The organism is Novosphingobium aquiterrae (assembly GCF_042434435.1).
Taxonomy (GTDB): domain Bacteria; phylum Pseudomonadota; class Alphaproteobacteria; order Sphingomonadales; family Sphingomonadaceae; genus Novosphingobium; species Novosphingobium aquiterrae.
In genome coordinates this window covers 255,669-269,551 of the sequence record NZ_JBHLTL010000011.1, presented here as the reverse complement: position 1 = coordinate 269,551, position 13,883 = coordinate 255,669, and the positions used below count along the sequence as shown (strand labels likewise).

The 13,883-nt window shown below is 64.6% G+C and carries 10 protein-coding genes; 2 read left to right on the top strand and 8 right to left on the bottom strand.

The genetic code is table 11. The features are described from left to right. Nucleotides 1–25 precede the first annotated feature (25 nt). Nucleotides 26–1,645: a trimethylamine N-oxide permease gene (locus tag ACFFF7_RS14805; RefSeq protein ID WP_379482129.1), complete on the top strand. Its 1,620-nt coding sequence runs from the start codon at nt 26–28 to the stop codon at nt 1,643–1,645. On the opposite strand, the gene ACFFF7_RS14800 is transcribed toward ACFFF7_RS14805, so the two are convergent. The 8 genes from ACFFF7_RS14800 to ACFFF7_RS14765 are packed head-to-tail and all read right to left on the bottom strand — an operon-like array spanning nt 1,638 to nt 12,221. Beyond that, nucleotides 1,638–3,212, bottom strand: a complete 1,575-nt coding sequence (locus ACFFF7_RS14800; protein WP_379482128.1) for a BCCT family transporter — start codon at nt 3,210–3,212, stop codon at nt 1,638–1,640. The two genes, ACFFF7_RS14805 and ACFFF7_RS14800, sit on opposite strands and share 8 nt — an antisense overlap. 24 nt (nt 3,213–3,236) lie before the next feature. Continuing rightward, nucleotides 3,237–3,740 carry a sarcosine oxidase subunit gamma gene (locus ACFFF7_RS14795; RefSeq protein WP_379482127.1) on the bottom strand — a complete coding sequence of 168 codons (504 nt, stop codon included), beginning with the start codon at nt 3,738–3,740 and terminating at the stop codon, nt 3,237–3,239. After that, nucleotides 3,733–6,594: a 2Fe-2S iron-sulfur cluster-binding protein gene (locus tag ACFFF7_RS14790; protein ID WP_379482126.1), complete on the bottom strand. Its 2,862-nt coding sequence runs from the start codon at nt 6,592–6,594 to the stop codon at nt 3,733–3,735. Before ACFFF7_RS14790 ends, ACFFF7_RS14795 begins: the two co-directional genes overlap by 8 nt. Next, the gene (locus tag ACFFF7_RS14785) at nt 6,591–6,863 is read right to left on the bottom strand and encodes a sarcosine oxidase subunit delta (protein ID WP_379482125.1); all 273 of its coding nucleotides are present in this window, start codon (nt 6,861–6,863) and stop codon (nt 6,591–6,593) included. Before ACFFF7_RS14785 ends, ACFFF7_RS14790 begins: the two co-directional genes overlap by 4 nt. A 1-nt stretch (nt 6,864) precedes the next feature. Beyond that, nucleotides 6,865–8,118: a sarcosine oxidase subunit beta family protein gene (locus ACFFF7_RS14780; RefSeq protein WP_379482124.1), complete on the bottom strand. Its 1,254-nt coding sequence runs from the start codon at nt 8,116–8,118 to the stop codon at nt 6,865–6,867. Further along, nucleotides 8,115–8,459: a cupin domain-containing protein gene (locus tag ACFFF7_RS14775; RefSeq protein WP_379482123.1), complete on the bottom strand. Its 345-nt coding sequence runs from the start codon at nt 8,457–8,459 to the stop codon at nt 8,115–8,117. Before ACFFF7_RS14775 ends, ACFFF7_RS14780 begins: the two co-directional genes overlap by 4 nt. Then, complete coding sequence (locus tag ACFFF7_RS14770) at nt 8,456–9,706, bottom strand: aromatic ring-hydroxylating oxygenase subunit alpha (RefSeq protein ID WP_379482122.1); 1,251 nt, start codon at nt 9,704–9,706, stop codon at nt 8,456–8,458. The genes ACFFF7_RS14775 and ACFFF7_RS14770 overlap by 4 nt, the downstream gene beginning before the upstream one ends. Nucleotides 9,707–9,710: 4 nt before the next feature. Next, nucleotides 9,711–12,221 (bottom strand): GcvT family protein, encoded by a 2,511-nt coding sequence (locus tag ACFFF7_RS14765; protein ID WP_379482121.1) that lies wholly within the window; start codon nt 12,219–12,221, stop codon nt 9,711–9,713. A gap of 240 nt (nt 12,222–12,461) precedes the next feature. Between ACFFF7_RS14765 and ACFFF7_RS14760 the strand changes: the two genes are divergently transcribed. Continuing rightward, nucleotides 12,462–13,835: an amino acid permease gene (locus ACFFF7_RS14760; protein WP_379482120.1), complete on the top strand. Its 1,374-nt coding sequence runs from the start codon at nt 12,462–12,464 to the stop codon at nt 13,833–13,835. Nucleotides 13,836–13,883: the final 48 nt, after the last annotated feature.

The window sequence follows — 13,883 nt, the reverse complement described above, 5'->3', positions numbered from 1 at the left end:
CTGCACAGGTCGGGGAGCATAACCAGTGGCATCACAGGCTGAGGCGGCACAGGCCCCCGATCCGCTGCAGCTGCGCCGTCAGCTCGATTGGAAGGACGCCTTCTGGGCATCGAGCGGAGTGCCGGCTGGCGTCTTGCTGACCATGGGCGGCATCGCCACGGTGATCGGTCAGCCCAGCTGGGTGATCTGGATCGCATCCATCTTCATGGGTTTCATCCAGTCCTTCGTCTATGCCGAAATTGCCGGGCTCTATCCCAATAAGTCGGGCGGTGCTTCAGTCTATGGCGCGGCCGGCTGGCTACCCTATGGCAAGTTCATTGCGCCGATCTCGGTCTGGTGCAACTGGCTGGCCTGGTCGCCCGTTCTCGCGCTTGGGACCAGCCTTGGTGCCGGCTATGTCATGGCCAGCCTGTTCGCACCCGATGCCGCCATCCGAACCTGGCAGATCCAGCTGTTCGACCTCGGCTTCGTGCGCAACGGACTGACGCTTAGGATCAATCTGGTATCGATCATCGGCGCGGCGTTCCTGCTGCTGACCTTCGCCCTGCAGCACCATGGTGCGGCCAAGGCGGCCAACTTCCAGAAAGTTCTGGGCCTACTGTGCATGGCGCCGCTGCTGCTGGTCGGGCTGGTTCCGCTGCTGACCGGCGATCTTCCCCGCGACCATCTTTTCCCGCTGCTGCCGATGCTGCGCGATGCGGCCGGCAATCCCGGTTTCGGAACCTGGAACACGGCCGGACTGACCCTGTTGGCAGGGGCCATGTTCGGCGCGGGATGGTCGACCTACGGGTTCGAGACGGCGGTCTGTTACACGCGCGAATTCCGCGATCCGGCGCGTGACACGTCGCGGGCGATCATCGCTGCGGGTATGCTGTGCATTGGGATCTTCACACTGGTTCCGCTGGCCTTCCAGGCCACGCTGGGGCTGGAAGGGATGCTCGATCCGGCGATCTACGATGGTTCGGGCGTCGCCCAGGCGCTGGCGCGGATCGTCGGCGGCGGCGCGATCATCGGCAACATGCTGATCGTCATGCTGGTCCTGGCATTGCTGCTGATCGTGATGACGTCGATGATGGGATCTTCGCGCACCCTGTACCAGGCCTCGGTCGACGGGTGGCTGCCAAGGTACCTGTCAAAGGTCAACCATCATGGCGCGCCGACCGCGGCGATGTGGACCGATCTTGGCTTCAACCTGATCCTGCTGCTGGCATCAGACTATTTCGCCGTGCTGATGATTTCCAACGTCTGCTACTTCATCTTCAATTTCCTCAATCTGCAAGCCGGGTGGATTCACCGGATCGACCGCAAGGACTGGAACCGGCCCTATCGCTGCCCGACCTGGCTGCTCGCCACCGGCGCGGCCTTCGGGTTCATCAACATGATCTGGATGGGGGCCGGTGCCGACGTCTGGGGCGCAGGCACCTTGCGCAACGGATTGTTGGCAGTGTTGCTGATCGTACCGGTCTTCGCCTTCCGCCACTATGTGCAGGACACGGGCAAGTTCCCGGTGTCCGAAGGCACCGACGCCGATCCGTTCGAAAAGACCGTGGTCGTTCCGCGCGCAGGCATTTTGCCCTATGTGGCGCTTGGTGCAGGGATCGTCGTTGTCTGGCTGACTCACCTATGGTCGCTCAAGGTCAGCTAGTCCGCGCTTGGCGATGAATCGCCAGCAATCCGCGCAGCGTGCCGGCACACATCACCAACAAGACTAGCGCCAACGGCAACCCCGTTGCGATCGCGCCGGCCTGCAGCGAATTGAGACCGCCGCTCAGCAGCAGGACCACGCCGATCCCGCCGACCGCAAACAGCCAGATTGCCTTCTGGCGCAAGGGCGTGTCTGTGCGCCCCCCGGCCGTCATCGTATCGATTACCAGCGTTCCCGAATCCCACCCGGTGACGAAGAATATCAGGATCAGCGCGATCGAGACGAACGAGGTGATCTGCGCATAGGGCAGTGTCTCCAGAAGAACGAACAACTGGGTATCCAGCGATGCCTTCGCCAATTCCGGTGCCTTGCCGGCCAGGATCTGCTCGATGCTGGCATCGCCGAAAATCGTCAGCCAGATGATCCCCAGCAGGCTTGGTGCGACCATGGCCCCGGCAATGAATTCACGCACTGTGCGGCCCAGCGAAATTCGCGCCATGAACATGCCGACGAACGGCGCCCAGCTGATCCACCAGGCCCAGTAATAGACCGACCAGTCATCGTAGAACCCGCGGTCGCTGCGACCGACCGGGTTGGACAGCGCGGGAAGGAGCTTCAGATAATTGCCGATGTTTTTCGCGAAGTCGGCCAGCAGGTGCCACATCGGCCCGGTTGCCAGCACGAACAGCAGCAGCGCCAAGGCGACCCACATGTTCGCCTCGCTCAGGATCCTGATGCCGCGATCAATCCCGCCCCGCACCGACAGGAACGTGATGCTGGCCATTATCCCGATCAGGGCCAGGATCGTCAGCGGTGAACTGGTGACGCCGTACAGGAAGGTGATTCCCGCCATCGCCTGCTGCGCACCCAGCCCCAGTGACGTCGCCAGGCCAAAGATCGTTGCCAGCACGGCCAGCACTTCGATCAGGTCGCCCGCCCGGCCCCAGACCGCCTTGCCAAATATCGGATAGAAGGCCGAGCGCATCGAAAGCGGCATGTTGAAATCATAGGCAAACAGGGCAAATGCCAGCCCGGTAACGGCGAAAATGGCCCATGGATGAAGCGACCAGTCAAAGATTGTCGCCGCCAATGCCAGGCTGCGCGCAGCCTCTGGATTGCCCGGCGCGCCGCCCAGCGGTGCACCTGCCGCGCCCGACAAAGACGAAGCAAAATGGGTCACGGGCTCGCCCACGCCATAGAACACCAGTCCGATACCCATGCCGGCGCCAAACAGCATCGAAAACCATGACAGCCGCGAATAGTCCGGCGTCGCCCCTTTTCCTCCCAGCCGGATCCGGCCGAGCGGTGACACCGCGACTGCCACGCAGAACAGCAGCAACAGGTTGCCCGCCGACATCAGGAACCAGTCGAAGTGCGCAACCACTCCGCCGCGCATCGCACCGAACAGATCGGCTGAAGCCTGGGGCGCGATCACGCTGAACAGGATGACCGCAAGCGAGATGATCGCCGTCGGGAAAAACACCGCCGGATTGACGATCATCCCGCCCCAACGCCGGTTGGATTGACCATAGCCAGCAGGATCAATGTCCCTGGTCCAATCCGACATGCGTAAAATTCCCCCTTGGTGCAGCTACTCCGCTGCGGCTTCCAATGCCGACTTCAGCCACGGTGCGAAACTGCGCCATACTTCGACTTCGAAGCGGCTTTCGCCAGTGCGCAGCAGGACGATCTCCACCGTTTCGAACACCGTGCGCGTGGCGCGTCCGTTGGCGAAGCGGTCAAGATCGAGCGGGCATCCGGCCATCAGCACCGCGGCAGCGCGCGGCCCTTCGACCACCAGGCAAACCGCGCGTTCGCTGATTTCGGTAATGCCCAGCCTCTGGCCGTCCGGAATGGCCAGCGGCTGGTGATCGGGCAGGCGCAGCAGCCATTCGTCGGGACCGAGGCAGGCCGCCGGCCCCCTGGTCTCGCCAATCTGCGCCGGCAAGGGTAGCGACAGGGCCGCTTCAAGCAGCGCGCGGTCGCGTGCGCGCAGCGAATAGCGGCGCATCGGCTGTGCCAGCGTGACGGTCACACCGCGCAGGTCCAGCGGCGCGCTGGCAACCGGCTCAAGGCGCGCAAGGCGTTCAGACATTCAGCCGTGCCCCCTCAGGATCGTAGAAGACCATGCCGCTGACGACAGCGCGGTGGGTCTGGCCCGGCATGGGAACGTGCAGCGTTTCGCCCATCCGGCCCTGTCCGCCCGCAACCAGCGCCAGGGCGATCGACCGGCCCAGCGCCTCGCTCCAGTACGACGAGGTGACATGCCCGATCATCGTCATCGGAATGGCTTGGTTCGGATCGGCGACGATTTGCGCGCCTTCCTCAAGGATCACGGTGGGATCTTCGGTGAGCAGCCCGACCAGCTGCTTGCGCCCCGGCGCGACGATGTCGGGGCGGGCCAGGCTGCGTCGGCCGACGAAGTCGGGCTTCTTCTTGCCGACCGCCCAGTCGAGCCCGGCGTCATAGGGGGTCACGGTGCCGTCGGTGTCCTGACCGACGATGATGAAGCCCTTTTCGGCACGCAGCACGTGCATCGCCTCGGTGCCGTAAGGCGTGATCCCATGGGAAGCGCCGTCCGCCATCAGGCGCTCCCACACGGCGCGGCCATAGGCGGCCGGGACGTTGATCTCAAAGCCAAGTTCACCGGTGAAGCTGACGCGAAACAAGCGCGTCGGGACGCCGCAGATTGTCCCTTCGCGGATCGCCATGTGGGGAAACGCCTCGGCCGAAAGGTCGATGCCCTCGACCAGCGGTTCAAGCAGCGTGCGCGCCAACGGTCCCTGCAGCGCGATCACCGCCCATTGCTCGGTTGTGCTGGTCAGCCAGACGTCAAGATCGGGCCATTCGGTCTGGAGGTAGTCCTCCATCATGTTGAGCACCCGGGCGGCACCGCCGGTGGTGGTGGTCAGGTGGAACCGGTCCGGGGCGAGCCGCGCCGAGACGCCGTCGTCGGTGATGAAGCCGTCTTCCTTCAGCAGCAGGCCATAGCGGCACCGCCCTGGCTCCAGCGCCTTCCACGGGTTGGTGTACATGCGGTTGAGGAATTCGGCGGCATCGGGCCCGACCACTTCGATCTTGCCCAGCGTCGAGGCATCGAAGATCCCGACGGCTGATCGGACCGCACGGCATTCGCGGTTGACCGCGGCGTGCATGTCTTCCCCGCCGCGCGGAAAATAGCGCGCGCGCCGCCACTGCGCGACCAGTTCGAAGACCGCGCCGTTCGCTTCGGCCCAGCTGTCGATCGGGGTCTGGCGGGTGGCCTGGAACAGGGCATCCTTGGCGTGACCCGCCAGCGCCCCGAAGGTCTGCGGGGTATAGGGCGGGCGGAACGAGGTCAGCCCGATTTCGGTAACCGGCTTGGCCAGCGCCCCCGAAGCGATCTGCAGGCCATTGAGGTTCGAGGTCTTGCCCTGGTCGGTCGCCATGCCGTTGGTGGTATAGCGCTTGATGTGCTCGATCGATTTGAAGCCTTCGCGCACCGCCAGCTTGATGTCCTTGGCCGTCACATCGTTCTGGAAATCGACAAAGGCCTTGATGCGGCTCTGATCGCGCGGGGTCGGCAAGACGTCGATCACCACCCCGCTGCCGAAGTTCCATTTGCCCGAACAGGCGCCGACGCAGCGGACCCTTTCATTCGGCTTGTCGGGCACATAGGCACCCAGCGCAGCATCCCAGGCCAGGCTGCCCTTGCTGTGCGACCACAAGTGCACGCTGGGGGTCCAGCCGCCCGCCATCAGCAGGGCATCGCAGGCAATCCGCGACACGCCGCTGCCGTCGTTGCGGGCGACGCTGATCGCGTTCACCCCGTGGCGGCCATGCACGTCGCAGACGCTGTGGCCCAGCATGACCGGGATGCCGAGTTCCTCCGCCTCTGCGGTCAGCGCCGCAGCAACCGTATCGCGGACATCGACAATCGCGGCGACCTTCACCCCCGCCCGGGCATGGGCGAAGGCATCGTGCCAACCGCTGTCGTGCGATGCCATCAGCGCAATCGACCGTCCGACCGCCACCCCGTGGCGCAGCAGGTACGTCCGCGCGGCGGAGGCGAGCATCACCCCGGGCACGTCGTTTCCGGCAAAAACCAGCGGGCGCTCGATCGCGCCCTGGGCCAGGATCACTTCACCGGCGCGGATCCGCCAAAGCTTCTCGCGGGCGCCGCTGGCGGTATCGGCAAGATGATCGGTCAGCCGCTCGACCGCGCCGATGAAGTTGTCGTGATAGTACCCGAACGCGGTCGTGCGGGTGAGCAGCGTGATATTCGGTGCGGCGGCCAGGTCTTTCAGGCTTTCCTTCAGCCACGGCCACAGCGCCGGATCGCTCAGCGCCCCGCCGCCGGGCTCGTCCTGTTCGTCGATCAGGATCACCCGCCTGGCCGTCCCGCTTGCTTCCAGCGCTGCGTCGATCCCGGCGGGGCCGGCGCCGACGATCAGCAGGTCGCAGTGGGCATAGGTCGCGGCGTAGTGGTCGGGGTCGATCTCGCGCGGTGCTTCGCCCAGCCCGGCCATGCGGCGGATGACCGGCTCGTACAGCTTGTCCCAGCCCGAGCGCGGCCACATGAAGGTCTTGTTGTAGAAGCCCGCGGGCAGGAACATGCCCAGCCGGTCGTTGATCGCGCCAAGATCGTTCTTGAGCGAAGGCCAGCGGTTCTGGCTGGTTGCGACCAGGCCATCGTAGATCTCCACCGCGGTGGCGCGGAGGTTGGGCGTATGGCGACCCGGTCCGCGGCTGACCGAAAGCAGCGCGTTGGGCTCCTCGCTGCCCGCCCCAAGCAGCCCGCGCGGGCGGTGATACTTGAACGAGCGGCCGAACAGCCTGACCCCGTTTGCCAGCAGTGCCGACGCCAGCGTATCCCCGGCAAAGCCCTGATAGGTCACGCCATCGAAGCTGAAGCTGACCTGGCGGCCGCGATCGCTGCGCCCGCCCTGGGCAAGCCGATACCCGCTCATCGCCGCGGCTCCCCGGCCTTGTAGGTCACTTCGAACTTGTCCGTCACCGTGTCGCGCACCGCGTTGAAGAAGCGTCCGCAGCCGTGGATGTGGCGCCAGCGTTCGTGATGCCGACCGCGCGGGTTGGAACGGATGAACAGATAGTACTGCCAATCCTCATCGCTCAGCGCCGCAGGGTCGGCCGGGCGGGTGATATGGGCCTCGCCGGCATAGGCGAACTCGATTTCGGCGCGCTGCTCGTCGCAGTAGGGGCAGTGGATCAGCAGCATGTCAGTGCGCCACCGCGGCGGCCGCGGCCTCGTCGATCAGGCGGCCGCTCCGGAACCGGTCGAGGTTGTAGGGTGCGTTGATCGGGTGCGGTTCGTCCCTGGCCATGGTGTAGGCGAGCAGATCGCCCGCCCCCGGGGTCGCCTTGAAGCCCCCGGTGCCCCAGCCGCAATTGACGTAGAGGCCCTTGACCGGAGTCTTGCCCAGGATCGGCGAGCGATCGGGCGTGACATCGACCACCCCGCCCCAGGTCCGCAGCATCCGCATCCGGCGAAAGATCGGGAAAATCTCGCAGATCGCCGCCAGGGTATGCTCGACGATGTGCAGCGCACCGCGCTGCGAATAGCTGACGTACTGGTCGGTCCCGGCGCCAATGACCAGCTCGCCCTTGTCGGACTGGCTCATGTAGGCGTGGACCGTGTTCGACATCACGACGCAGGGAAAGATCGGCTTCACCGGTTCGGAAACCAGCGCCTGGAGCGGATAGCTTTCCAGCGGGAAGTCGAGCCCGGCCATCTGCATGATGACCGAGGAATTGCCGGCAGCAGATACCCCGATCCGCTTCGACGCGATGAAGCCGCGTTCGGTCTCGACCCCCTCGACCGCCCCGTCCGCGCCGCGGCGAATGCCGGTGACCGCGCAGTTCTGAATGATATCGACGCCCAGCGCTGCCGCCGCGCGGGCATAGCCCCAGGCCACCGTATCGTGCCGGGCGGTGCCGCCGCGGCGCTGCAGCGCGGCGCCAAGCACCGGATAGCGCGCACCGGGCGAGACATTGAGCGGCGGGCAATAGTCCTTGGCCTGCTCCGTGGTCAGCCATTCGTTGTCGACGCCGTTCAGGCGGTTGGCGTGGATGTGCCGCTTGAAGCTCTGCACATCGTGGACATTGTGCGCCAGCATCATCACGCCGCGCTTTGAATACATCGTGTTGTAGTTGAGCTCCTGGCTCAGCCCGTCCCACAGCTTGACTGCGTGATCGTAGAGATGGGCGCTTTCGTCATAGAGATAGTTCGAGCGGATGATCGTGGTGTTGCGGCCGGTATTGCCGCCGCCCAGCCAGCCCTTCTCGATCACCGCGACATTGGTGATCCCATATTTCTTGGCGAGGTAATAGGCTGCGCCCAGCCCGTGCCCGCCGGCACCGACGATGATCGCCTCGTAAGCCGGCTTGGGCTGCGCATCGGGCCACTGCTCAGGCCAGGTCTGATGCCCGCCCAGGGCCTTGGCGAACAGGCTGAAGGCGCTGAACCGGGTCATGCTGCCGCCCCTACCTGCGGGGCATAGATCACCATCATGGTGCAGCCGTTGCGGCTCCCCGCGCGGTGCTGGGTGCCGGGCATGCGTACGACAAAGTCGCCGGGGCCATAGCTTGCCTCATCGTCGAAGAAATCACCCTCCAGGACATAGATCTGCTCGATCGTGTCGTGCGCGTGCATCATGCCCAGCGGGCCTGGCGCAATCTGCATCAGCATGGTGCGATACCCCGCCGGATCGTCGATCAGCGCGCGGACAGTCTCACCCGGCCGCTCGCCGGCAAGCCAGTCAGCTGCCCGGATCTTCTGCGAACCGGCTGCCGGCAGCGGATTGCCCAAGCTCATTGTGCCGCCTGCTGAAGGGCGGCCTTGGCCCGGTCGACGTAGAAGTCCTTGAAATCCTCGACCAGCTTCTCTTCCACCGCATAGGGACCCTGGCGATAGCCGTCGGTCGCGATGCCGATATGGTTGAGGTGCGAGAAGTGCCCGTCCTGGTTGTTGGTCGTGCGCCACAGCGCGGCGATGTGATCGGGATCGTAGTCCACGCCCTCGACAGCATCCTCATGCACCAGCCAGCTGGTGCGCAGCAGGGTCTTGTCGGCCGACAGGGGCGTGAGCGAAAAGGTCACGACGTGATCGCAGCAGAAATGGTGCCAGCTGTTGGGCTGGGTCCAGACCGAGAGGCTCGACGTTTCCGGCTCGGTAAAAGGACCGATCAGCTTCTGCGATGCCAGCTTGCCGTCGATCGACTGGGTCACCGCCCCGTTCGCCAGCGGCAGCCGCGCGACGCGGTGCCACCACCCGTCGGGGAACTCGATCAAGTCGCGGTAGATGCCCAGATCCTTCCACTGCGCGCGCTTGGCCTCGACCATTGCGTCGAACGCGCTGTCATCGACGACGTCGGCCTCGCCGTCTTCGGGCAGGCCCTTGCCGAAGCCATAGGTGCCTAGCACGCTGATCAGTTCGGGGTGGCCGGCATCGCAGTGATAGCACTCGCGATTGTTCTCCATCACCAGCTTCCAGTTGGCGTCCTCGATCAGGTTGTCCTGAACGGCCACCTTGCACTTTTCCAGGTCGTAGACCGCGATCTGGTCGACAATGTCGGCCTTGACCCGGTCGATCGGCGGCGGATTGTCATCCATGCAGATGAAGATCAGCCCGCCGATGTTTTCCAGCGCCACGGGAACCAGGCCGTGGTCCTTCTTGTCGAAATCTTCCGCCATGCTCCGCGCGGCCAGCAGTCCGCCATCAAGGCCGTAGGTCCACTGGTGATAGGGGCACATCAGCCTCGGCGCGCGCCCGCGTTGTTCCTGGCAGATCCGGGCACCGCGGTGGCGGCACGAATTCCAGAAGGCCCGCACCTGGTTGTCGCGCCCGCGCACGATGATCACCGAATTGCTGGCCAGTTCGAAGACGAAATAGTCGCCCGGGTTCTTCACGTGGGCGACGGTGCAGGCATAGAGCCACACCGACTTGAGCATGACGTGGACGTCGAACTGGAACGCCTCTTCGCTGACGTAGAGTTCGCGCGGCAGGGTATAGCCGGGGCGATTCTGGTTCAGCCAGGTGGCAATGGGTTCAAGGCGCGACATAGGCTCAGCTCCTCAGCGCATTGTTGTCCGGATCGAACGGGGAATCGGCGATCACCGTGGCCTTGTAGCGCGCGCCGAGGATCACGATCTCAAGCTCGGTGCCGACTTCGTCGCAGGCCGGGCTGACCATCGCCAGCGCCAGGCTCTTGTTGCAGCGCCAGCCAAACCCGCCCGAGGTGGCGCGGCCGACCAGCTCGGTGCCGCGATAGATCGCTTCGGAGCCGCGCGCATCGGCATCGGTGACGCCGTGGACTTCCAGGGTGACCAGCCGATTGGCCAGTCCCTTGTCGCGCCAGGCGAGCAAGGCATCCTTGCCGAAGAAGCCCGGCTTCTTGAGGCTGATGAAGCGATCGAGGCCGCTTTCGTGCGCCGAATATTCGACCGACAGTTCGCGCGGGATCAGCTTGTAGCTCTTTTCCAGCGCCATCAAGGTCATCGCCCGGATCCCGAATGGCTTGATATCGAATTCGGCGCCGGCCGCCATCAGCTGGTCGAAGATGTAGTTCTGCATCTCGATCGGGTGATGGATTTCCCAGCCCAGTTCGCCGATGAAATTCACCCGCAGCGCGTCGACCGGGGCCAGCCCGATGCTGATGCGCTGGCCGGTCAGCCATGGGAAGGCTTCGTTCGACAGGTCGGCATCGGTCAGCTTGGCCAGCACATCCCGGCTGCGCGGTCCGGCGAGGACGAGCACGCCCATCGCCGTGGTCAGCCGTTCCATCGTCACCGAGCCGTCGCGCGGCAGGGCCTTGCGCAGGTAATCGTGATCGTGCCGCTCATAGGCACCGGCCGACACCAGGTAGTACCGCTGCGGCGCAGTCTTGTAGACGGTGAATTCGGCGCGGACCCCGCCCTTGCTGGTCAGCAGATAGGACAGCGAGACCCGCCCGACCTTCTTGGGCACGGCATTGGTCAGCAAGCCGTCGAGCCAGGCCTCCGCACCGGGACCGCTGATCTCGCACTTGGCGAAAGCGCTCATGTCCTGGATGCCGACCTTTTCGTGGACATGGCGGCATTCGTTGCCGACGTGCTCGAAATAGTTGGAACGGCGGAATGACCATTTCTCGCGGATCGGCTCGGCGTCGCCGGTTGCCGGATGATTGTGGTTGAGCAGCACCTCGGGCCGGTCGAGTTCGGCGTCGCTCAGCGCATAGCCGGTCGGGGCGAACCAGTTCGGCCGTTCCCACCCGAACACCGAGCCGAAAACCGCGCCCAGCGCCTTCATCCGGTCATAGCACGGGGTGCGGCGCAGCGCCCGTCCGGCTTCGCGCTCCTCGTCGGGGTAATGGACCGTGAAGACCTTGGCATAGGCCTCTTCGTTCTTCTCGATCAGGTAGCCGCGCCCGGCATAGTCGCCGAAGCGGCGCGGATCGACCCCCATCATGTCGATCGTCGGTTCGCCGTCGACCACCCAGTGGGCCAGCTGCCAGCCCGCCCCGCCCGCGGCGGTCACGCCGAAACTGTGGCCTTCGTTGAGCCAGAAGTTCTTCAAGCCCCAGGCCGGGCCGACAATCGGCGAACCATCCGGGGTATAGGCGATCGCGCCGTTATAGACCTTCTTGATCCCGACCTCACCGAAGGCGGGAACCCGCTCCATCGCCGCCAGGATGTAGGGCTCGAGCCGTTCCAGCGCGTCGGGGAACAGCTCGTATTCGCTGTTGGCGGCCGGACCGTCGACATAGCAGGCCGGCGCGCCGACTTCATAAGGCCCCAGCAGCAGCCCTCCGGCTTCCTCGCGCATGTAATAGCTGGCATCGGATTCGCGCAGCACGCCCATTTCGGGCAGGCCCTGGCGCTTGCGCTCCATGATCGCGGGATGCTGTTCGGTGACGATGTATTGATGCTCGACCGGGATGACGGGAATGTCGAGACCGACCATCGCCCCGGTCTGGCGCGCAAAGTTGCCCGAACACGAGATTACGTGTTCGCAGGTGATGTCACCCTGATCGGTCGAGACCAGCCATTCGCCCGAGTGCAGCTGGGTGATCCCGGTCACCGTGGTGTTGCGATGGATCGTCGCGCCGCGCTGACGGGCACCCTTGGCCAGCGCCTGGGTCAGGTCGGCAGGCTGGATATAGCCATCTTCAGGGTGCTGGATCGCGCCAATCACCCCATCGGTGTTGCACAGCGGCCAGATCTCCTTGACCTGGTCGGCGGTCAGGAAGTTGACGTCGACCCCGATCGTCTTGGCGACCCCGGCATAGTAATGATATTCGTCCAGCCGGTCGCGCGTGGTTGCCAGGCGGATATTGCTAACGCGCGAGAACCCGACATTGAGTTCGGTCTCCGCTTCAAGGCTAGGGTACAGGTCGACCGAATACTGGTGCAGCTTGCCCACCGAATAGCTGAGGTTGAACAGCGGTAGCAGCCCGGCGGCATGCCAGGTCGATCCCGATGTCAGCTCCTTGCGCTCGAGCAGGATCGAATCCGTCCAGCCCAGCTTGGCAAGGTGGTACAGCGTAGAGACCCCGACGACGCCGCCGCCGATCACCACTGCTCTGGCCGTCGATTTCATTTTGGCTGCCCGATTGTTCCCGAAGAACTCTCGCTATGTCAGCCAACCCGGCGCAGCGACAACTGTCAAAAGCCGATCCGGGCTCACTATCGGCCATTCTAATATCTAGGATTAGAGCTTGATCAGACCCCGCGTGTCGTTTTGTCCTTGGCTCTGCCCCCGGTTTGTCGGCATGAATGATCCACAGGCCGGCATCGATTGCCGGCAATGGGGGGAAACTTGGCGACACTATCAGGACCGATGGACGAAGACCGCGCCGCAGATCAGCTGAGCCGCGCGCTCAAGGCCCGGCACGTCTCGATGATTACCTTTGGCGGGATCATCGGCGCGGGGCTGTTCGTCGGCTCCTCCACCGCGATCAGCACGATCGGACCGGCCGCCGTGGTCAGCTATGCCCTTGCCGGGTTTCTCGTCCTGCTGGTGATGCGGATGATCTCCGAAATGGCCATGGCCATGCCGGGCGTTCAGACATTTCCCGCCTTCGCCAGGGAAGGTGTCGGCGCCTGGGCGGGTTATCTGGTGGGCTGGCTCTACTGGTACTTCTGGGTGGTGGTGATCGCGGTCGAGGCGATCGCCGGGGCCAAGATCATCAACAGCTGGTTCCCCCAGTTCGAAGTGTGGCAGATCGGGGTGACCCTGATGGCCCTGCTGACCGCGGTGAACCTGCTGTCGGCGCGGTCCTATGGCGAGTTCGAGTTCTGGTTTGCCTCGACCAAGGTGATTGCCGTGATCGCTTTCATCGTGATCGCGGCGGCCTATGCATTCGGGATCACGTCGCCCGGCGGCTCGACCTTCGCCAATCTTACCGCGCATGGCGGCTTTGCTCCGGCCGGCGTGACCGCGATCTTCGCCGGGGTCGCAACCACGATCTTCTCGCTGTGCGGGGCCGAGATCGCCACCCTGGCCGCTGCCGAATCCGACGAAGGCGCGCAGACCATTGCGCGCATGACCATTTCGGTGTCGATCCGCATCCTTGTATTCTTCGTGCTGTCGATCCTGATGATCGTTTCGGTGGTGCCATGGAACCAGATCGTCGTCGGGGTATCGCCGTTTGCCCATGCGCTGCGCGTGATGGGCTATCCGGCGGCGGACATGGTGATGGACGGGATTGTGCTGGTCGCGGTGCTGTCGTGCCTCAATTCCGGGATCTATATCACCAGCCGCGCGATGTTCGGGCTGGCCCAGAACGGCGATGCCCCGAAGGCCTGTGTCAGGCTCAGCAAGGCGCGGGTCCCCGCCCGCGCGATCCTGATCGCCAGCCTGTTCAGTTACGGCGCGCTCGCCGCATCGATCCTGTCGCCTGACCGGGTGTTCAATTTCCTGATCAATTCGTCGGGTGCAATCATGCTGTTCATCTACCTGCTGATCGCCTGGGCCCAGCTGCGCCTGCGCGGCCAGTTCGAGGCCGAAGCGCCCGATGCCTTGAAGCTGCGGATGTGGTTTCATCCTTATGGCACCTGGGCGGCGATGGCCGGCATGGCCGGCGTGATCGCGCTGATGGGGCTTTCGCCAGGGCACCGGGTCGAACTGTGGGCCAGTATCGCGGTGACGTGCGGTTTCATGGCGGGGTACGCTGCCAAGCTATGGTTCGCCCGCCGCACCGGGACCGGTTGAACGCGGGGCCAATCCGCCAACGGAAATTTTCCGATCGCGGCAATCTTT